Annotated in this window: 16 protein-coding genes; 5 read left to right on the forward strand and 11 right to left on the reverse strand. The window is 41.4% G+C overall.

The window, feature by feature from the left end:
* Positions 1-8: 8 nt before the first annotated feature.
* From NOS7524_RS25400 to gloA, 4 genes are all read right to left on the reverse strand, one after another.
* Positions 9-1,025 carry a glycosyltransferase gene (locus tag NOS7524_RS25400; protein WP_015141345.1) on the reverse strand — a complete coding sequence of 339 codons (1,017 nt, stop codon included), beginning with the start codon at positions 1,023-1,025 and terminating at the stop codon, positions 9-11.
* 52 nt (positions 1,026-1,077) lie between these two features.
* The gene (gene hpsE / locus NOS7524_RS25405; RefSeq protein WP_015141346.1) at positions 1,078-2,043 is read right to left on the reverse strand and encodes a hormogonium polysaccharide biosynthesis glycosyltransferase HpsE; all 966 of its coding nucleotides are present in this window, start codon (positions 2,041-2,043) and stop codon (positions 1,078-1,080) included.
* 171 nt (positions 2,044-2,214) lie between these two features.
* A complete protein-coding gene (gene clpB / locus NOS7524_RS25410; RefSeq protein WP_015141347.1) occupies positions 2,215-4,857 on the reverse strand; it encodes an ATP-dependent chaperone ClpB in 2,643 nt (880 codons plus the stop codon).
* A gap of 460 nt (positions 4,858-5,317) precedes the next feature.
* Entirely contained in the window at positions 5,318-5,752 is a 435-nt protein-coding gene (gloA, locus tag NOS7524_RS25415; RefSeq protein ID WP_015141348.1) for a lactoylglutathione lyase, read from the reverse strand.
* A 352-nt stretch (positions 5,753-6,104) separates the two neighbouring features.
* On the opposite strand from gloA, the gene eno reads away from it, so the two are divergent.
* The gene (gene eno, locus NOS7524_RS25420; RefSeq protein ID WP_015141349.1) at positions 6,105-7,394 is read left to right on the forward strand and encodes a phosphopyruvate hydratase; all 1,290 of its coding nucleotides are present in this window, start codon (positions 6,105-6,107) and stop codon (positions 7,392-7,394) included.
* 128 nt (positions 7,395-7,522) lie between these two features.
* Here eno and argC read toward each other — a convergent pair whose 3' ends face one another.
* Positions 7,523-8,581: an N-acetyl-gamma-glutamyl-phosphate reductase gene (gene argC, locus NOS7524_RS25425; protein WP_015141350.1), complete on the reverse strand. Its 1,059-nt coding sequence runs from the start codon at positions 8,579-8,581 to the stop codon at positions 7,523-7,525.
* Between the two features lie 436 nt (positions 8,582-9,017).
* On the opposite strand from argC, the gene ribBA reads away from it, so the two are divergent.
* Positions 9,018-10,706: a bifunctional 3,4-dihydroxy-2-butanone-4-phosphate synthase/GTP cyclohydrolase II gene (gene ribBA, locus NOS7524_RS25430; RefSeq protein ID WP_041555959.1), complete on the forward strand. Its 1,689-nt coding sequence runs from the start codon at positions 9,018-9,020 to the stop codon at positions 10,704-10,706.
* Positions 10,707-10,779: 73 nt separating this feature from the next.
* Entirely contained in the window at positions 10,780-11,535 is a 756-nt protein-coding gene (locus tag NOS7524_RS25435) for a Uma2 family endonuclease (protein WP_015141352.1), read from the forward strand.
* 114 nt (positions 11,536-11,649) lie between these two features.
* On the opposite strand, the gene NOS7524_RS25440 is transcribed toward NOS7524_RS25435, so the two are convergent.
* Together NOS7524_RS25440 and NOS7524_RS25445 are read right to left on the reverse strand one after the other, a co-directional pair.
* Positions 11,650-12,525, reverse strand: coding sequence for a peptidoglycan recognition protein family protein (locus tag NOS7524_RS25440; protein ID WP_015141353.1), 876 nt, complete (start codon positions 12,523-12,525; stop codon positions 11,650-11,652).
* A gap of 196 nt (positions 12,526-12,721) precedes the next feature.
* Complete coding sequence (locus NOS7524_RS25445; RefSeq protein WP_015141354.1) at positions 12,722-14,440, reverse strand: sensor histidine kinase; 1,719 nt, start codon at positions 14,438-14,440, stop codon at positions 12,722-12,724.
* 475 nt (positions 14,441-14,915) lie between these two features.
* On the opposite strand from NOS7524_RS25445, the gene NOS7524_RS25450 reads away from it, so the two are divergent.
* A complete protein-coding gene (locus NOS7524_RS25450) occupies positions 14,916-15,842 on the forward strand; it encodes a cobalamin-binding protein (RefSeq protein WP_015141355.1) in 927 nt (308 codons plus the stop codon).
* Positions 15,843-15,950: 108 nt separating this feature from the next.
* Here NOS7524_RS25450 and NOS7524_RS25455 read toward each other — a convergent pair whose 3' ends face one another.
* Both NOS7524_RS25455 and NOS7524_RS25460 read right to left on the reverse strand, forming a co-directional pair.
* A complete protein-coding gene (locus NOS7524_RS25455) occupies positions 15,951-16,250 on the reverse strand; it encodes a protealysin inhibitor emfourin (RefSeq protein ID WP_015141356.1) in 300 nt (99 codons plus the stop codon).
* 146 nt (positions 16,251-16,396) lie between these two features.
* On the reverse strand, positions 16,397-17,494 hold the full coding sequence (locus tag NOS7524_RS25460; protein WP_015141357.1) for a M4 family metallopeptidase: 1,098 nt from the start codon (positions 17,492-17,494) through the stop codon (positions 16,397-16,399).
* 637 nt (positions 17,495-18,131) lie between these two features.
* Between NOS7524_RS25460 and NOS7524_RS25465 the strand changes: the two genes are divergently transcribed.
* Positions 18,132-19,169 carry a hemolysin family protein gene (locus NOS7524_RS25465; protein ID WP_015141358.1) on the forward strand — a complete coding sequence of 346 codons (1,038 nt, stop codon included), beginning with the start codon at positions 18,132-18,134 and terminating at the stop codon, positions 19,167-19,169.
* Positions 19,170-19,333: 164 nt separating this feature from the next.
* On the opposite strand, the gene NOS7524_RS25470 is transcribed toward NOS7524_RS25465, so the two are convergent.
* Together NOS7524_RS25470 and NOS7524_RS25475 are read right to left on the reverse strand one after the other, a co-directional pair.
* Positions 19,334-20,347: a serine/threonine protein kinase gene (locus NOS7524_RS25470; RefSeq protein WP_015141359.1), complete on the reverse strand. Its 1,014-nt coding sequence runs from the start codon at positions 20,345-20,347 to the stop codon at positions 19,334-19,336.
* Positions 20,348-20,613: 266 nt separating this feature from the next.
* Positions 20,614-21,522 (reverse strand): alpha/beta fold hydrolase, encoded by a 909-nt coding sequence (locus NOS7524_RS25475; protein ID WP_015141360.1) that lies wholly within the window; start codon positions 21,520-21,522, stop codon positions 20,614-20,616.
* Between the last annotated feature and the right edge of the window lie 147 nt (positions 21,523-21,669).

Below are 21,669 nucleotides of genomic sequence, written 5' to 3' on the forward strand. Positions count from 1 at the left end.
TGCCCATATTACTTATGTGGTAAGGTATGCGGATCTGTAATTATATAACCTAGTAAACTACTTGTGTTTTTAATAGAAGGAAATTTGGAAAATATTTTATTATTTATATTTCGAGTAAATAGAATAATTAATATTAGTTTTAATAATGCTTTATAAATAGTTTTTTTAAACAAAATAGATGGATCAGTTTTGATTGTATAGATAATAAATTTGGTAGTTATCTGAATTTTACTTCTATCTGAATATCCTTCAAGGGATCTATAAAGCAGATACTTATAGAGATTAGCTAAACAGTATGACTTAAGATACTGTAACGATGCAGGAGCATGACTAAAAGAGCGTTCAAGAACCTGTAAACAGGCAGATTCTAACTTCCAAACATTAGCAGACATAGAATCAGTGAGAATTCGATATAAAACTTGTACTTTTGGTACTGCTACAAACTGGTATCGTGCAGCTAACTTCAGCCATAAATCAGAATCTTGTGCATTAGTAAGAGATTCATCAAAACCACCAACATCTTTGAATGCCTGATAACAAATCATAACATTAGAACCATTGCCAATAAAGTCTTCTAATAAAAGATGTGGATAGACATTACCTGTGACTGCAATAGTGCTACATTTACGCAAGAATTTACCTGTTTCATCTATACAATTTGTCCAACTATAAGCTACAGCAGCTTCAGGATATTCTACTAAAGCTTTGTATTGAGCTTCTAATTTATCAGGAGTCCAAAGATCATCCGCATCTATAAAAGTTAAAAACTCACCAACAGCATAAGCAGCGCCCCGATTACGATTAACTGCTACATTTGCTTTAGGATAGGAAAATACTTTGATACGTGAGTCTTGGAACTGTGAAATAACATCTAAGGTAGAATCTGTAGAACTGGCATTAATAATAATCAGTTCAAAATCATCAAATGTCTGCTGTAAAACAGATTTAACAGTTTCTTGAATGGTTCTTTCGCCATTGAATACTGGAATGATGACTGATATTATTGGCATATAATAGTCTGTCATATCTGTATAAACAAATGATTTATATATTAATAATTCACATATAGTAATATCATCAGTATAATTTCATAATTTTTCTCATTCTGACCCATCCTAAATAAAAAGGACTAATAAAGGTGGCAAAAAGTCTTTCTAACTCGCAGCTAGCAACTGTATCAGTTTTCAGTTGGGTATAATAAGAAATGTAATGAAGTGTTAACTTATATCCGTCATTTATTAAATAAAATAAAGAAAACAGAGGTCTTTGCCACTTTTGTAGAGCAAGCATCCTTAAATGATAGCGACTCAAACCAATACCACGCATCAAAGAAATTAAGTAACTTCTTTCTAATCTCCAATGCGGAATAATATGTTCTACTACCATCGCCGGATTATACCAAATTTCCCAACCTGCTTGATAAATGTAGGACAAAGCTTCTGCATCTTCACCTGCTAACATTGATGTTCCCACCCTACCTACTAAAAAAAGACGATTGGGTACACAATCTTTCCATACTTGGCGACGCACCACTAAACCAGCACCAGGGGGAAATCCTTTTTGGCGAGGCTCATATAGCATAGCTTGTGAACCTCTTTCGTTAATAGCAAGGTAAAAAATGATTGGCTTGAGTTGTGCTGAGGGTTCAACTTCAAATAGTCCATGAATCTGACTGGAGTATGCACCTGCTTTGGGATACTTTTGTCCAAATTCATATGCTGAAATAACCCAATCATTTGCAGGTAAATTATCGTCATCTAAAAAGCCAATGAATTCTCCGTTAGCTTCTTGAATTGCTTTGTTTCTGGCAAAAGCTAATCCTTGCTCTGGTTCAAAATAATAATGTAATTTTAAATAACTAGACCACTGATTTTGATAATCTTTAATAAGTTGAGATGTACCATCTGTACTATTGTTATCTATAACAATAATTTCCCAGTTGATATTATGTAGGTCAATTTGATTTCGTAACCTTTCTAAAACTTGAGGTAAGCGATTTACACCATTGTAAGTTGGTATCGCTACAGTAAAGTTGATAGACATAATAGCTCACTTAATATTGATATCAATACCTCTAACAGCTTTAGTATTCCCAAGCAAGCTATTATAGTCAATAATCATCAGTGTATTGCAACAATGAAATGTCACCCCACCTAAAATCGAAGTTTTTTTAGGATGTTTAGGTGGGAACTGCCGTAAAATTCAGAGCAAAAACTAGGTCATAATCTGTGGCACTGAAACCTTAACTGGTGCTTTATTGCTGAAAGCCAACCCATTTTCACCTTTGTCAATGTAAATGGTGTCTCCAGCAATAAAAGTATTTTCCAATAACTTGGTAGCAATAGGGTTTTCAATTTCTCGCTGAATGGAACGTTTCAGGGGACGTGCGCCGTAAACTGGATCATAACCACGTTCAACTAAGAAATCACAAGCGGCTGGGGAGATTTCAAAGGATATTTTTTGCTCTCGTAGCAGATTTTCCACACGCTTGAGTTGAATGCGGATAATATGCTGCATTTCAGAACGGCTGAGGGTGTGGAAGAGAATTATATCATCAACGCGGTTGAGAAATTCGGGGCGGAAGTGCGATCGCAAGGCATCCATTACCCGATTTCGCATTGTCTCATACTGGGAATCATCACCAGACACATCTAATATATGTTCACTACCAATGTTACTGGTCATCACAATCACTGTGTTGCGAAAATCTACAGTTCTTCCCTGAGAATCAGTAATTCTTCCATCATCTAACACCTGTAACAAGATATTGAACACATCGGGGTGGGCTTTCTCTACTTCATCCAAAAGCACTACTGAATAGGGATGACGGCGAATAGCTTCTGAAAGTTGTCCGCCTTCTTCGTAGCCTATGTAACCAGGAGGCGCACCCACTAAGCGTGAAACTGAGTGTTTTTCCATGTACTCGGACATATCGAGGCGCACTAAAGCATCATCCGAGTCAAAGAGAAATTGGGCTAAGGCGCGGGCGAGTTCGGTTTTACCGACACCAGTCGGCCCCATGAATAAAAATGAACCGATGGGGCGGTTGGGGTCTTTCATCCCCGCACGGGCGCGACGAATGGCGGCGGAAACTGCTTCTACGGCTTCCTGTTGACCGATCACACGTTGATGTAAATGGCTTTCTAATTGCAGTAATTTTTGCCGTTCTGATTCCAGGAGGCGATTAACGGGGATACCTGTCCACTTAGCAACGATTTCTGCGATGTCGGCTTCGGTGACTTGTTCGCGTAGGAGGGTAGAACCTTGGCTTTGTAATTCTAACAGCTTCGCTTCTTTCGACTCGCGATCGCGCTGTACTCCCTCCAATTTGCCATACTTCAACTGAGCCGCTTTATTCAAATCGTAGGCGCGTTCGGCTTGTTCAATCTGAGTTCTTAAAGCTTCTTCTTCTTTCTTTAAAGCACTGATGGCTTCCAATAGTAGCTTTTCACCTTGCCATTGATTGCTTAAATCCTGTTGTTTTTTAGTTAAATTAGCAATTTCTAGCTCAATGCGCTCCAAACGCTCCTTAGTTTGGGCTGGAACTTTCTCTTCCCCAGCTAGAGATAGCTTTTCCATTTCTAGCTGCATCAAGCGGCGGTCAATGGTTTCTAATTCTGATGGTTTGGAGGTAATCTCCATTTTTAACTGGGCTGCGGCTTCATCTACCAAATCAATGGCTTTATCTGGTAAAAACCGATCAGAAATATAACGCGCCGATAAAGTCGCCGCCGCCACCAACGCCGAGTCAGAAATTTTCACATTGTGATGGACTTCGTAGCGTTCCTTCAAACCCCGGAGAATCGAGATTGTATTCTCCACACTGGGCTGATCAACATATACCTGCTGAAAGCGACGTTCTAGGGCTGCATCTTTCTCAATAAACTTGCGGTATTCATCGAGGGTAGTCGCCCCAATACACCGCAGTTCGCCCCGCGCCAACATAGGTTTGAGTAAATTTCCCGCATCCATCGCCCCTTGTTGATTTGAGCCTGTACCAACAACTGTATGCAGTTCATCGATAAACAGAACAATTTGACCGTTGGATTCCGTAACTTCCCGGAGAACAGCTTTCAGACGGTCTTCAAATTCACCCCGGTATTTTGCCCCAGCGATTAAACTACCGATATCTAAAGAGATGAGTTGCCGATTTTTCAGAGATTCTGGGACATCACCATTGATGATACGTTGTGCCAGAGCTTCGGCGATCGCAGTCTTACCCACCCCTGGTTCACCAATCAACACCGGGTTATTCTTACTCCGGCGAGATAACACCTGAATTACGCGGCGAATTTCATCATCCCGCCCAATTACTGGGTCTAACTTCCCTGATTTTGCCTGTTCTGTTAAATCCCGACCAAATTTTTGTAGGGCTTCATAGCGGGATTCTGGATTTTGGTCTGTCACTTTTTGACTACCGCGAACTGCTTTAATACTGGCTTCTATTTTGATATTGTCTACATTAAAACCTTTGAGTACCCGTCTACCAACACGCTCATCATCAGCAAAAGCTAACAGAATATGTTCCACAGAAATATAGCCATCTTTCATCCGCGCCCTAATTTCTTCAGCGCGGTCAAGCATCGTATCTAAGCTACGACCGAGGTAAAGCTGATCACTTTTGCCAACTTTAGGTTGACGTTGAGTAAAAGCTTCTAATTGCTGTTGTAAGCGGACAGGATCAACTTCTGCACGAGCCAAAATTCGGATTGCTAAACTTGTAGGCTCTTCTAATAGCGCAATAATTAAATGTTCAACATCTAGTTGCTGTTGTTGATATGCACGAACTATATCCTGAGATTTCACAATTGCTTCCCAGGCTTTATCAGTAAATTTATTAGGATCTGTAGGCTGCATCTTTACGATTTTTGATGTGGAACTTTAAGATTTTGTAGTTTTAAGGTAAAAATTGAGTAATGAGGAAGAAAGAGTTTAGAGGTGAGAAGCTAGAGGTTAGTATTGTTACGCAGCACTTTTGCCAATTTCTACTCCCCAATCAGTAATTCCAATATTTTCAACTTGTATCCGCGTATTTATGTTGCGGCAGTCAAGGACATAGCAACTAAGTTATAGTTTGACCCACTACCTATTCCCTAATTTAAAACGAAAACATCATCATGAGGTGACTTTGCCAAATGGGATTCGGGAAAATATTTAGTTTGGTAGACGGGTAAGAGGGATGAGGGGGATGTAGCTTGCTTCTCTTACGATGGCGTAAGCCTACCCGTAGGGTGGAAGATGAGGAAAACAAGGGAGCATACGGGAAAATTCAATCCCCAATCCCCTGCTTCCCCAATCCCCAGTCTCAATATGAAAATTACTGAGTTACCAGTTGTTCTGACGATTCCTGTTTTTGTGCTGAACCTTGAGTTCCTAGTTGAATTAACTCAATTTTGTATCCGTTTGGATCTTCTACAAAAGCAATGACTGTAGAACCATGTTTCATTGGCCCTGGTTCTCGCACTACTTTACCGCCACGATTTTTAATTTCTGCACAGGTAGCGTAGATATCATCTACACCAAGAGCAATATGACCGTAAGCATTACCTAATTCATACTTGTCTACACCCCAGTTGTAGGTTAATTCTATGACTGTGTTATCGCTTTCGTCGCCATAACCAATAAAAGCTAGTGTAAACTCTCCACTAGGATAATCCTTGCGCCGTAGTAGTTTCATCCCCAGAACATCACAGTAAAATTTCAAGGACTCTTCCAGATTGCCTACCCGCAACATTGTATGAAGTAAACGCATAATTACCTTTGGTGTTGGCTCTGTAAAATATTGATTTCTGCCAACATTGTACAGAGGGAATGGGGAGTGGTAAAAATTACTCTCCTCTGTTCCCTGTCATCTGTCACCTGTCACCTGTCACCTGTCACCTGTCACCTGTCACCTGTCACCTATCACCTGTCACCTGTTCCCTTTCAAAGACTATTGACTATTGACCAATAAATAATCCAAAATCCAAAGTCCGCCCATTTAACCCAATCTCTGGAAATCTTCATTTAATCTCAGCCGATAGTTCGCCTCAGAGCATATGCTAGCGATTGGGTTGAGCTACTAGATTTTGTGCGATTAACGGTAAGAAGGAGACCAAAAATCAATGAGTAACATTGTAGATACAGCCATTGAGGCAATTGTAGCCCGCGAAATTCTCGACTCACGGGGTAGACCAACGGTAGAAGCAGAAGTACATTTACTCAGTGGTGCTGTGGGACTAGCACAAGTTCCTAGTGGTGCTTCTACTGGAACTTTTGAAGCCCATGAACTACGAGACAAGGACAAAAGCCGCTACGGTGGGAAAGGGGTACTCAAGGCAGTACAAAACGTTAATCAGGTACTGACCCCGAAATTAATTGATTTAGATGCCCTCGATCAAGAACTGATTGACAGAACAATGATTGCCCTGGATGGTTCGGCGAATAAATCCAACTTAGGCGCAAACGCAATTCTGGCAGTTTCCCTGGCAGCAGCAAGGGCTGGGGCTGAGTCTTTGGGAATTCCTCTGTATCGCTATTTAGGTGGGCCTTTAGCGAATTTGCTACCTGTACCTTTGATGAATGTCATTAACGGTGGGGCGCACGCTGCTAATAATGTAGACTTTCAAGAGTTTATGATTGTCCCCATTGGCGCGTCTTCTTTCCGGGAAGCACTGCGCTGGGGTGCAGAGGTGTTTGCTACCCTCAGTGAAGTATTGCATGACAAAGGTTTATTAACTGGTGTGGGCGACGAAGGCGGTTTTGCTCCGAACCTAGAATCAAACCAAGTAGCTTTAGAATTACTGGTGGCTGCCATTGAAAAAGCTGGTTACAAGCCAGGGGAACAAGTGGCTTTAGCTTTAGACGTAGCTGCGAGCGAATTTTACAAAGATGGGCAGTATGTCTACGATGGTAAGCCTCATGCACCCACTGAGTTTATTGATTATTTAGGTCAGTTGGTTGACCAATACCCGATTGTGTCCATTGAGGATGGTTTGCATGAGGAAGATTGGCAGCATTGGCAATTACTCACCCAGAAAATTGGCTCAAAGGTGCAGTTAGTAGGGGATGACTTGTTTGTAACTAATGCTACTCGCTTACAAAAAGGCATCCAAGGAAAAGCCGGTAACGCCATTTTGATTAAACTCAACCAAATCGGTTCTTTGACTGAGACTTTGGAAACAATTGACTTGGCAACTCGTAACGGTTTCCGGTCAGTTATTAGCCATCGTTCTGGTGAAACAGAAGATACAACAATTGCGGATTTAGCCGTCGCCACCCGTGCAGGTCAAATCAAAACCGGTTCTCTGTGTCGTAGTGAACGGGTAGCCAAATACAACCGCTTACTCCGCATTGAAGATGAACTAGGCGATCGCGCCGTGTATGCTGGGGCTGTAGGTTTAGGACCAAAGTAGGTGACAGGTGACAGGTGAGCCACTGCGGTGGACGGGTTCCCCGGCATATAGCAAGTGGCGAACCCCTTTAGGGGTTACAGGTTACAGGTTATAAGAACTGTCACCTGTCACCTGTTCCCTGTCACCTGTTATGGATAAAATCCCAACTTGGGTAAACCCAATGTCTCATCCCAACCCATCATGAGGTTGAAACACTGAATTGCTTGACCCGCCTGGCCTTTAATCAGGTTGTCAATTGCTGACATCACGATTATCCGGCCAGTACGGGGGTCAACTTCTACACCGATGTAACAAATATTAGTACCACTAGCCCATTTAGTATGGGGGTAAACGCCGCTATCACATATATTTACCCAAGGGGAATTGCGATAGAAGGCTCGATAAATTGTGGTTAAATCATCTCCTACTAAACCAGGATCGCGGAGTGTGGCGTATACCGTTGCTAAAATTCCCCGCACCATCGGCACCAGGTGGGGGGTAAACTGTACCGTAACTTCATGGCCTGCCAGTTCGCTACAAATTTGCTCAATTTCTGGGGTATGGCGATGACGGGTAACACTATAAGCAGCCAGGGAATTATCAGCTTCTGCTAGTAATAAATGAGTTTTAGTTTCTCTACCACCAGTTGATGCACCAGATTTAGCATCGATAATTGCCGTTTCGGGTACGATTAAGCCTTGCTTGAATAGAGGTAAAAGTGCTAACAGGCTGGCAGTAGGGTAAGCACCAGGACAGCCAACTAACTGGGCATCAGCAATGCGATCGCGATAAAGTTCGGGTAATCCATACACGGCTGTGGCGACGGTAGCGTGATCACTCCTTTCTGTACCATACCAACTGGTGTAGGTTGCCAAATTCATAAATCGATAGTCTGCACTTAGATCGATTACCTTACATCCTTTTTCTATTAATGTGGGCGTAATTTGGCAAGCCAGACCATTTGCTAGGGAAAGAAACACCGCTTCACAACGATGGGCAATAGTTTCTGGTTCTACAGCCTCAATTGGTAATTTCACGACATTCGCCAATTGAGGGTAGGTAGCAGCCAATGTCTTTCCTAAATTATTTTCTTCACCTAAATAAACTAATTCGACTTCTGGATGTTCCAGTAGTAATCGTACTAATTGCAATCCGCCATAGCCTGACGCGCCAACAATCCCAACGGGTACGCGTCTAAAATTACCCATGATCTCAAATCCCCATCCGCTTTTGGTTAATCTATTGTTATTTGTCAACTACTAGCTACCAGAGGCGAAATTGATAAACCGCCACAGAAGACCAGCACCAGAGCATATTCAACGACACAGCACTAAAGCCCAATTTTAACGGTAGAACTGACGCACGAGGATGAAAAATCATTGGCAATCTTTACAACCGCCCACAGCGAAGAAGATTTTTGCGCCAGTCCTGATTGGCAGAAATTTCTCCATGCGATCGCAACATTGCTAGTCTATATCTGTGCTGCACAAAGGAGCTACAATCTAAGATAAGAAATTGTTAAAAAAATTTACTATTCCTTAGTTAACATTCTCTGTGTCACAGTCTAAAAATACACAGCAGCCAGAAAACGCTCCCATTCCTGGAGATGATCCCAACATGGATATAGCTCCTCAAGTAGAGGAGATGAATCATGGTATTAGCCCTGCAACCCCAGATTTTATGTTTGATACTATTGATGCTGCCTTGAAAGAACTTAAGGCTGGTCGCGCCATTGTAGTGGTAGATGATGAAAATCGAGAAAATGAAGGCGACTTGATTTGTGCAGCCCAATTTGCCACACCCGACATGATCAATTTCATGGCGGTAGAAGCTAGAGGCTTGATTTGTTTGGCGATGACGGGCGATCGCCTAGATGAACTCGATTTACCATTAATGGTGACAAATATTACCGATCCTAATCAGACGGCTTTTACTGTCAGTATCGATGCGGGGCCACATTTGGGCGTATCAACTGGGATATCTGCCGAAGATAGGGCGCGTACCATTCAAATAACTCTCAACCCAGCTACCAAACCTTCAGATTTACGTCGTCCTGGTCATATTTTCCCCTTGCGAGCTAGGGAGGGTGGTGTTCTCAAACGTGCTGGACACACGGAAGCGGCTGTTGATTTATCTCGATTGGCAGGATTGTATCCAGCCGGGGTGATTTGTGAAATTCAAAATCCCGATGGTTCAATGGCGCGCTTGCAGCAGTTAGTTGATTATGCTAAACATCACAATCTCAAAATTATTAGTATTGCTGACTTAATTAGTTATCGCCTCAAACACGATCGCTTGGTATATCGAGAAGTGGTAACTAAGCTACCTAGTCAATTCGGTCAGTTTGATATTTACGCCTATCGCCACACCCTAGACAACACAGAACACGTTGCCATTGTCAAAGGCAACCCCGATAACTTTAAAGATGAGCCAGTGATGGTGCGGATGCACTCAGAATGTCTGACCGGCGATGCTTTGGGTTCTTTGCGCTGTGACTGTCGGATGCAATTGCAAGCCGCACTGAAAATGATTGAAACTGCCGGTCAAGGGGTGATTGTCTACCTCCGCCAAGAAGGACGAGGAATTGGCTTGATTAACAAGCTCAAAGCCTACTCGTTGCAGGATTTGGGATTGGATACGGTAGAAGCTAACGAGCGTTTGGGATTCCCCGCCGACTTGCGAGATTATGGGATGGGGGCGCAAATTCTCATGGATTTAGGGGTGAAAAAGATTCGCCTAATTACTAACAATCCCCGGAAGATTGCGGGAGTTAAAGGCTATGGGTTGGAAGTAGTTGATCGCGTGCCATTATTAATTGAAAGCAACGATTACAATTCCTATTACCTAGCAACTAAGGCGAAAAAGCTGGGTCATATGCTGTTACAAACCTACTTAGTGACAGTAGCCATTGATTGGCAAGATGACCCGCAATTGGTGACAAAACGCTATGAACGTTTAGAGAAACTGCGGCATTTAGCGAAAAGTCATGATTTATTGTTACAGGAAGAAGCCCGGCCATTAGCGATCGCCTTATTTGATGAGCCATCGTTAACAGTACACCTGGGTTTTGACCAACCAACAGTTGCTAGTTCTGACTGGTATCAGCAAAGTGGTCATCCCTATCTCCAAGCTATCTTGCAAATTTTGGATAACCTAGTCACTTTGCCTTATGTTCAAAAGCTAGAGTTTCTGATTTCTCCTGGTAGCGATCCTCTGAGTAACTTGCAAGTCCAACTAGATAGGCAAACAATTGCAGACGGGGAATTGCCTTCTGTGGTAGGTGATCGCTTGGAGACACAAAAAATTTATAGTTTTACTAAAAAATTAGACTGATGGGCTGTGCTTTACCTCTAATTTTTGTAGTCACACGAAAGTATCCGCGATCGCACATCTTAGGTGAAAAGCTATGTCAGACACAATCCTAGCTACACCAGAAATTCAACTTCCACCAACCCAGACAGAGTTACCCTACGATGATGGCATCCCAATGGAAAGCTCACGGCATAAAGCCCAAATGGATTTGCTCATTGATGCTTTAATCCCTTGGTTAGAACTACGAGAGGATGGGTTTGTCGGTGGTAATATGTTTGTTTACTACAGTCTGGCGCAAGTGCGAAACAAAGACTTTAAAGGGCCAGACTTTTTTGCAGTGTTGGGAGTTCCTAAAGGAGAACGACGTAGTTGGGTGGTGTGGGAAGAGGGGAAAGCACCGGATGTAGTGATTGAGTTACTTTCTGACAGCACAGCCTCAGCAGACAACAATGAGAAAAAGCTAATCTATCAAAATCAAATGCGTGTATCGGAATATTTCTGGTATGACCCTTTTAATCCTGATGATTTAGCTGGGTTTGCTCTCCAAGAAGGCCTTTATGTCCCCATCACAGCAAATACTCAAAATCAATTGGTTAGTAAATCTTTAAGGTTAGCATTGCAGCTATGGCAAGGAAATTATCAAGGTACTGACGCAACTTGGTTACGCTGGGCAACTTTGACTGGAGAATTACTGCCAACTCCTGAAGAAAAAGAACGTCAACGCGCAAACAAAGCAGAATTACAGTTACTACAAACTGCACGTAATTTACTTGAATCCGGGATGACAGTCGAACAGGTAGCTAATTTAACAGGTTTGTCTGCCTCGGAAATAGAAACAACATCAGGGTGAGTTTAATATACAAGGGTGCGTCAGTGCAAAAAACCCTAGCTATACCAAAAAATTATTCATACTGACGCACCCTACTAACCGTAAATTTGGGATAATTTATTTTTTGCTGTTCCCTTAAGAATTACCAGCTCGATACACAGGACTGATTTGGCGATAGGTGTTAAGCAAGCCGAATAATCTGTCACTATCAAAACTGAAAGGGTCAGCTCTTTGTCCAGAACGATCTACGGCTTTGTGCGTGGTAATACGATCTTCTGGTACTTGGCTTTGGGCAATTAACCAAGCCAAAGATTGATACTGCACCTCTGTGTAACCACTATGAGATGTGATGTAATTATTTCCACGCCCATCTGGGGGTGTTTCTAGGGAAACGTGGTAAGCAAAATTATTTACAGATGGTGGTAAATTCGGGTTAGTTTTGACAGTTTCGGGGCCATCTGCACCATCAAATACAGAGTTAGCTGCGCCAAACGCCCGCTTATCTGGAGGGACAAGATAAATTACAGTCCCGTCTAACTTAATAATGGCGTGATAACTTGCTTGCACATTTTCATCTTCATGAGGTGTCTGAAAAAAATTAACTGCACTAGCAGCTGAATTAGCGGTTTCGTGAATAACAATAATTGGTTGATTATTTAAAATTACACCGTTAGCATCTTGAATATATCTGTCACCGTAGTTGCTGGGGTGTACAGCAGCAATTTCGTATCTAGGTCTATATCTGTTAAAAGCTTCAGTGGTTATGTATCTGCCAGAGCTATTGTTCGTTTTAGTTGGAGATGTGAGTAAATCTTGTTTTTGCTCAACTTGGGCTTGAACTGCTTGAACTTGCATTGGTGGATATTGATTCCAGGTGGCAATCTCTTGATTTGATGATGTGGTTGTATTATCTGGTAATTGTGTAACTTTCCCCACGCTGAGTGCAAAAACTAAAGCAGATAACATGAAAAAAATGATTGATACTCTGCTCGCCCAGGTTCTAAATTTCATTTTTTTATGCTTAATAAAGCAGTTTTAATTAATATTAATATATTCCTGCTTTATATAAAACAGAATACCAATATAATTTCGTCTACTCACAGAAATATTTCTCTAGGAAGAGATAAATTTAAGTTAAGTATTTGTTAAAGTGAGAAAATCATTAACAAGATCAATCCCAAATTATTGTTGACACCAGATTCCACCTTCAAATGTCTTGATCTGGTAAAAATAGCGTGAATTGACTGCCTACCCCTAACGTTGATGTGACTGTCACATCACCGCCATGTAACCTAGCTAACTTCTGTGTTAAGGCTAAACCTAACCCAGTTCCTTCATACTGACGATTTAATTTACTATCTAGCTGTTTAAATGGTTCAAATAAAAATTGAAACTGGCTTGGGTCAATGCCAATCCCTGTATCTGATATTGTAAATTTCATGCCTTTTGGCACTTTTTTGACTGATAAAGATACCTCACCTTCTGGAGTGAATTTAATAGCATTGTTGAGCAAATTGATTAACATTTGCTTGATGCGACGTTCATCTGCCGTGCAAATAGCTGCTGCTGAATCAATTTCACAGGTGAGTTTTAAGCCTTGAGCGATCGCGCGATCGCGCACTGTTGATAAAACATAATTGCACAAATCTGGCACTAGGATAGGCATCAGAAATAATTCTTCCTTGCCAACCTCTACCTTAGATAAATCCAAGATATCGTTAATCAGCGCCAGTAAATGTTCGCCACTGCTATATATACAACTTATATATTCTTTTTGTTTCTCATTGAGAGCGCCGACTATTTCTTGTTGTAGTAACTGTGACAAACCCATAACGGCATTTAGTGGTGTCCGCAGTTCGTGGCTCATGGTTGCTAAAAATTCACTTTTAGCTCTACTTCCCGCTTCGGCTGCTGCTTGGGAAGCACGCAGTTTTAACTCTGTTTGTTTGCGTTCTGTAATATCTTCAACGATTACCAAATAAAACTCAGGTTGATCATCAACATCTGACAACATAGCAACCGAAAGTTTAGTCCAAATTAAGCTACCATCTTGATGACGGAAATGTATTTCGGTGGCTACATATCGGTTTTCATCAGTCTGCTGGAAACCTGTGCAAATTGTCGCTGTTAGTTGTTGATAACTATTTAAATCTTCTGTTGGCTGAGAAATATAATCTGTAAAATACTTACCGTATAAATCTTCTAGACTGTATCCCAACATTTGACACAGGGCTGGATTTGCATCTACTATCTGTGCCTTCATATCTAACAGCCCAATACCCATTGCAGAATGCTCAAGAATGGCTTGCAATTGCATTTCACTCTTTCGCAATGTTGATTGTATGGCTTTGCGTTCTCTTGTCTCTATGGCTAGGGACAAAAAATCAGAAATTGAACTGACAAAATTTTCTTCTTCTAAAGTCCAATGACGCACTTCACCACAATGTTCATAACACAAGATTCCTACTAAACAACCTTCTACCCAAATTGGTGTATTGAGCAACGATACAACGCCAAATGCAGAATAATACGTAGATAATTCTTGGGTTCTGTAGTCATTGATCACATCATCTACTGCTATGTTGCGTTCCTCTGCTAAAACTTGAAAATAACTTGGGTAATTCTCTTGTAATAAAGATTGACCATAAGTATGTTCTTGTGTACTCAGATCATATAAATCGATACACTCAAGTGCAGAGCGTTCTTGATTGTAGAACCATACGCCTACTTGCTTCACGAATAGTGTTCTAGCCGTAGCCTCCGTAATTTCTTGAAATACAGCATTGAGATTACCTTGTTGAAATGTCTTGCTTGTTGCCAATTGCACTAGGGTCTGACTTTGTTTACGTCGCTCTTTTTCTTGAATTCGCAAAGCCTCTTGGGCTTGCTGGTGTTGTGTAATATCTTTAACCACTAGCACCTGCATTTGTTATTCCTGAAAAGAAATTACTTTGGTTTGCAGTTCTCAATTCAGATTGAGAACTGTCTTTATAGATACAATTTCCTCAGATAGTTTTACATAACCGGAAGGTATATTTTTTTGTAGAAGTTTGCCATGATGATGTGATAATTTGAACACTATTTTGAACATCAGTTTTCTAACTTCATCACCCACCACTATAATTGTCGCATTGAAAGCCAGTGATACGCTACGCCATATATTCGGTAATCGCACTTAAAGTACATTTGTTAAGTTTAAAAATTATTTCATATAAACTTCAATGCAGCTAAATTTATAGCTGGATTCATCTAAGTGAGATCAATATAATCAGTATTTCTGAATATACATTTAATAAAAATACTAATTGTTGCTTAGGCATTATCCTCTAGAAAGATACTTGCTAAGTTGAATTTTGCAACAATTAAATTAATGTCAGAGTAGCTATTGCAAAGGTGTTGCAATGAAAAATGATAATGTCAGAATTATTTCTTTGATTCCCAGTGGAACTGAGATTTTAGCCAGCTTGGGGTTAACGGATGCGATTGTCGGGCGATCGCATGAATGTGACTACCCGCCAGAAATCCAAAATCGCCCTATTTGTACGCAGCCACGCTTAGACAGCAATGCTCCCAGCACTGAGATCCACAATGAGATCAATAATTTACTGCAATCTGCTCTCAGCATCTATCAAATTAAGACAGATGTGGTTGAGAGGTTACAACCTACCCATATTTTGACGCAAGACCAGTGTGATGTTTGCGCTGTGAGCTTCCAAGAAGTGGAAAAAGCCGTTGCCGAACTCACCCATAGCTCACCTCAGATTGTGTCTTTACAACCTAATCTGCTAGAGGATGTTTGGAATGACATTGAACGAGTCGCTGATATATTTGGTGTAGATGCTGTCAAAGTCATAGAAAACTTAGAAGCCCGTGTCAAAATTTGCCAGCAAAAAATCCAAGGGCTTTCATTAGCAGAATTACCTACTGTCGCCTGCATTGAGTGGACAGACCCTTTGATAGTAGCAGCAAATTGGATTCCTGAATTAGTCAACTTAGCTGGTGGACAATCACTCTTTTGTGTAACAGGTCAGCCTTCCCCTCATTTGCGATGGGAAACACTGTTAGTCAGTAATCCAGATATCATAGTATTTATGCCTTGCGGTTTTGACTTAAATCGCACTCGTCAAGAAGCCAAATTATTGACACAAAATCTAGATTGGCAAAATCTTCATGCCTTTAAAACTGGTAGAGTCTACATTACTGATGGTAATGCCTACTTTAATCGTCCAGGCCCCAGACTGGTAGATTCTCTGGAAATTTTGGCAGAAATTTTACATCCAGAAATTTTTGACTATGGCTATAGAGATACGGCTTGGGAACGATTGTAATCTCAATAGGCAATAGACACTGTTGCAATATTCATTAGTTAAAAACAAAACTAATTGCTATTAACTACCTGTAATTTTGTTGTGGTGTACCAGTTACGTAAGTCCTACTTATCTAGAATTTGCTGCTTGATTGAGCCATGCGATGAGAATACTTAAAGTGTTAGATAATGCGGCTTCACTTATAGTTACTGTATGCTGTTTACCATTTTCTTTTACAGTTAACCGATACTGAAAGCGATCGCACTGAGGATCAGGAGAATTAATCTGTTCAGGTAGGTGAAAAAAATCGGCGGCTGTTACCAGTTGAGAAAGTTCCTCTGCCGCTTTGGCTGGTAGATTATCGGTGTCAATGCTGAGTGACTTCCTGATGCCAGCAAAACCACCCGTGCGTTCCCAGAATATCTGCATTGATGACTCTCCGTGGCAAGCTTGAAAGGAAAAACATCAAAACTGGAAGATGAAAATTTTCACCTTCCAGTTTAGCAGTTGAAAAGAGGGGACTGGGCAATATCAATATATCACCTCTGCTTTGTCTGCCCTCCATTCCCCATTCCCTACTCCCCACTCCCTACTTCCAGAACTCCTACCTGTTGCCAAGCATGATGTACTGCTTGATGTTCTTTACTGCCATCCCCGTAAAGTTCGCTAGCTATTTGCACAGTCACCTCAGCAGCTTTTTTAAAATTCGCCTTAGCACGGAGGCGATCGCATAAAGCTATGTACCAGATTTTACCTGCTTTTTCCCAGGCATAGCCCCCGATTTCCATAGCTGCTAGATAAAAAGCGCGATTAGGAATACCTGAGTTGATATGTACACCACCATTATCTGCCCAGCCAACATATTGGTCTTTAACGTGTCCCGGTTGAGGATCTTTACCTAAAACGGGGTCATCGTATGCGGTTCCTGGCTCCTTCATAGAGCGAATGCCAATACCTTTGACAGTTGGCATTAATAGACCCTCACCAATTATCCAGTCTGCTTCTTCAGCTGTCTGGTTTTTTACCCTTTGTTTAACTAAGGAACCAAACACATCAGAAAACGATTCGTTTAAAGCTCCTGATTCGCCATAGTAGAATAAAGCAGCCTCATACTGGGTTACGCCGTGAGTTAGCTCATGGGCAATGACATCAATACACTTAGTAAAACGTGAAAATAGTTCGCCATCACCATCACCATAAACCATCTGATCGCCATTCCAAAAGGCATTTTCGTATTTAACTCCGTAATGAACTGTGGAATCTAAACGTCTTCCCTGATTGTCAATGGAATTACGCTCAAAGATTTCGTAAAACAAATCATAGGTATAACCAGCCGCGTCATAGGCTTCATTTACAGCTTCATCGGTGCTAGGGGGATCACCTTCATTCCGCACTAAAGTTCCTGGTAGTATCTGCATATTTTTAGCATCGTAAATGGAGCGGCGCTTTTCTCCAGGTGAAGGTGCAAAAGAGATATTGCCAACGATGTCTCTGCGTCCGCGTAATTGTGCTGAAAGATTTAATGTCTGAAAAGCCCAATGACGCTGTTGAGATGTACCATTACTCGCAACATTTTCTAGTATATGTGGCGGAATAATACAACATATAGGACATCTAGTATTTAGTGAATGATCACACTTAAAACTAGATGGTTTTCTGTTTTTTCTAGCCATCTAATGTAATCTCCTTGGGGAAGTAAGGAAGGTTCAACAGTGGATTCAAATCCACTGTTGACAGGAGCAGTAAATTAATGAAGATGGCAGATCCCTGGTTAATACTCTAGTGAATATTTTCTAATCTTTATTGTCCAATGAAAATCTGAAAAATAAACGGCATCAACATGATTTTATTGTCTATAAAATCACTATACAAAATCATTTTTTCTTTATATTCTTGTTTTGGTAATTTTAAAAATTTTGGTATTAATAAAAAACTACTAGATAGCAAAAGTTTCAAAAAAAGCTAGATATTTATCAATAGTAAATTTACGTGAACTCTTGAAACTATAAAAAAAAATTATATGACATAAATCAGCATCATCTCTGATACTGACAGAATAGTTTTACATCGCAGGTAATGTTAAATTTAATTACGCTCAATTTTGATTGAACAGTGAGGCTTGAATTTGGATTGTGAAGAACGTTTGTTCTAGTTAGGGGCGATCGCACCCATACCAAGCCCATACAACAGTTGTTTTTGCTCAGAGAGATATGACTCCCTGCGGTAATGAATAGCGAAGCAGCAAATTCTGAAGATAATAAAGATAGTTACTAATTAGGAGACGATCCATTCCCATCTTTGGGAAACAATATGCTACAGCTTATAACTACCGTAATTGTTGTCATTCTGGGTTCAGCGTTGTGTTCTAGTGTAGAAACGGCGCTGTTTTCTGTTTCTACGCTGAGAGTTAGACAATTAGCACAATCAAATAACCCTTCAGCATCTGCACTTTTGGCGATTCGGGAAAATATGAATCGACCAATTGCGACTATTGTCATCCTCAACAACACTTTCAACATTATTGGCAGTATTGTCACAGGGGGCGTTGCTACTCAGTCGCTAGGATCTCAGTGGCTGGGCGTATTTTCCGCAGTATTAACCTTCCTGATCATTATATTTGGTGAAATTATTCCCAAAACTATCGGAGAGCGATATTGTGAACAACTCGCTATGCTGGCAGCTCTACCTGTAACAGCACTGTCAATTGCTTTTACACCCTTAGTGTGGCTTTTAGAAAACGTAACTGCACCGTTTTCTAGAGGTAAAAAAAGACCAACAACTAACGAGGCGGAAATTAAGTTATTGGCGAATATCGGTCAACAGGAAGGGATCATTGAAAGCGATGAAGCAGAAATGATTCAAAGGGTGTTTAGACTCAATGATGTCACAGCAGCCGATCTCATGACTCCCCGGATTATGCTGACACATATACGCGGCAATCTGACCATAGCGGAGGCGAAACCAGATATCATTGCTTCCCAACATACCCGGATTATTGTGATCGATGAGTCTATTGATCAAGTGATGGGATTTGCTTTAAAACAGGAACTGTTGACAGCAATGGTGGAAGGGCAAAAACACCAAAAAATCTCTACCCTGACTCGCAAGGTTCGCTTTGTTCCAGAGTTAATTCAGGCAGATACACTGTTGAAAAACTTTATAGAAGCCCGTGAACATTTGGCGGTAGTAGTAAATGAGTATGGAAGTGTTGCTGGTGTCGTCACTTTGGAAGATGTCCTGGAAGTAATCACTGGAGAAATTGTTGATGAAACTGATAGAAGCGTTGATTTGCAAGAGATAGCTCGCAAAAAGCGGGAGAAAATGTTGCAATCTATCAGTATTAAGTAGTTGGGAACTGGGGACTGGGGACTGGGGACTGGGGACTGGGAAAGAATTTCTATCTTGTCTACCTTATCTCCCCTCACTCCCACCCTACGGGTAGGCTTACGCCATCGTAAGAGAAGCAAGCTACATCCTCCCCTGCTCCTCTGCTCCTCTGCTCCCCTGTTCCCCTACACCCCTACATCCCTACTTTCTTGCAACTGCTGGGCTGCACCACCCTGTTGTGACATGATGAGAGTTATTCCAGCTACTGCCAACATTCCCATCATTGCTAAACCTAAGACAGCTGTTTGTCTTCTTAATCTTACAGATGCCATGAATGTTTCCATCGCATTGGCAGCACCAGTTACTGGTATTAGTTGTAATGCCACCAATGCAGTAGCTGCATTAGCATAGCGATATTGAGATTTGGGTTCTACCATTCTCCTTAACCACAACCCAAAACGGGGGTGAATGTGGGGAAGCAATTGCTGAAAATTAAAACGGTAATTAGGATCAATTAACTCGCCAATATCTACAGAACGGGTAGCGGTAAGTAAGCAAATCAGTGTCGCGCCTAAACTATATAAGTCTGAAGCAGGGGTGAGATCATCACCGCGTTGTTCCTCTGGAGGCATAAAGCCTGGGGTTCCTACTGCCAAGCTGCTCAGAGCCATTTTCTCACTCTGTACCTGAGCCAAATCAAAATCAACTAGGTAAGCATTCAATTTCTCATCCACTAAAATATTCTCTGGTTTAATATCCCGATGGATAATTGGCTCAACTTGCTGTTGCAAATAAACCAAAATTTCTAAAATTGACACAGCTATCTGCTTAATTTCTTCTGGTTGAAAGTTGCGTTCTGAAGCCAAAGAAGGAGCGTTTTTATACTCTTGCACTAAATAAAAACCTGTAGGCGTGGCAAAAGAATTGAGATAGTGGGGAATCCGGGGATGATTGAGTCTTTGCAGAATTTCCACTTCCCGTTCATAGGCTGTTACACCCGACCAATCCGCACCTGTATGGGAAAGACTAAACCCTTTAATGACTACCTGTTGAGAAGAGTGCCGGACATTGGCAAGGTAAGTGATGCGTCCACCTTCCTGATTTTGTCCCAGTTCTCGGATCACTTCATAACCTAAAGCAGAAAAATCTGGATGGTGAATTAAGGGAATTACCCCTTTATTACGGACATCAAGCTCCATCACACACCACCTGAGTTTAATTTTGTCAAGGTGCAATCACAAAATTATAAAGATTCTCCCAGATTCTTACCTGCCATTTTGGCTGAATACACACGATAGAGTGCTTAGTCATGAGTCACCGAAGTTCAGATGTCTGAGGACAAGCCGCTTGTGCGTCTACGGCAGAGCCGACGCTCCGACTTCTCACTGGGTGCTGAGTGGGGATTGCAAAGAAAATTCTTCCTTGTTTACCTTGTCTCCTTTGCACCCCTGCACCCCTAATCTTCCTAGCCTCTAACCTCTAACCTCTGTGCTAGCCAATCAACAATCTGGGCATTGACAACATCTGGCACTTCATCGTGAGGGCAATGACCGGCTCCAGGAATGGGAACAATTTTAATATCTTTGCCATTCTCCAGTGCCTTTTCGTAAATCTTGACCCCCGTAATTGGTGTCCAAGGATCATCAGCACCCCAAATTACCAATAATGGACGTTCTATTTTGGGTAATAGTTCCTTTGGTTCTGGCCCTGGAGGAGCTGAGAGGATGGAGGCAAAAACCTGTTGCGCTCCAGGATCACAGGAGGGAGTATAAAGTAAATCAACTAACTCATCAGTAACGGCAGAGCGATCGCGGTAAACTTGGTAAAGTGTGCGGCGAATTTGGGATTTTTGGCGGATACGGTTAAACACAAATTTACCAGTCATAGGCGATCGCACGACTCGATTAAAAGCCGCCATGACAATTCTGAGAGGTGGGTTCAATTCATGGGGACGATGACTTAAACCACCAGCTGAGTTAATTAACACACCACCAGCACTAATCTCTGGATGTTCTGCCAAGACAATCAGGCTTAAGAGTGCGCCGATGGAATTACCGATAAATACCGCAGGCTGTTGAATCTGGTCTGTCCAAAAATCTTTTAATAGTTCTACCCAAACTTCTGTACTGTAATCAATGGGCGCTTTATCTGAACCGCCAAAACCCAAAAGATCCACCGCAAAAACTTTGTAGCCAGCACTTGCTAAGACTGGGATATTTTTGCGCCAATGTCCAATGGAAGCACCAAAGCCATGCACGAGTACCAACGGTTGTCCAGTCCCCATGACCGTATATTGAATTTTATGATTGCGCCAAGTCCAAATCAGTTTTTCAAAATACGTTGTAGTTACTAGCTGCTGAGTCGTTAAAGTCATTATTAAGATTCATAAACTGTTGCTATATATAGTAAAGTGTTTCACCTCTAAACATTCAAAGCAAAATGCTATTTTGAAACCAGGAAACATACAAATCTCCCAGGGCTAACCATAAAAATATTCTGAATTGGTTGTAAAACCAACATC

It is taken from the genome of Nostoc sp. PCC 7524 (genome assembly GCF_000316645.1).
Lineage (GTDB): Bacteria > Cyanobacteriota > Cyanobacteriia > Cyanobacteriales > Nostocaceae > Trichormus.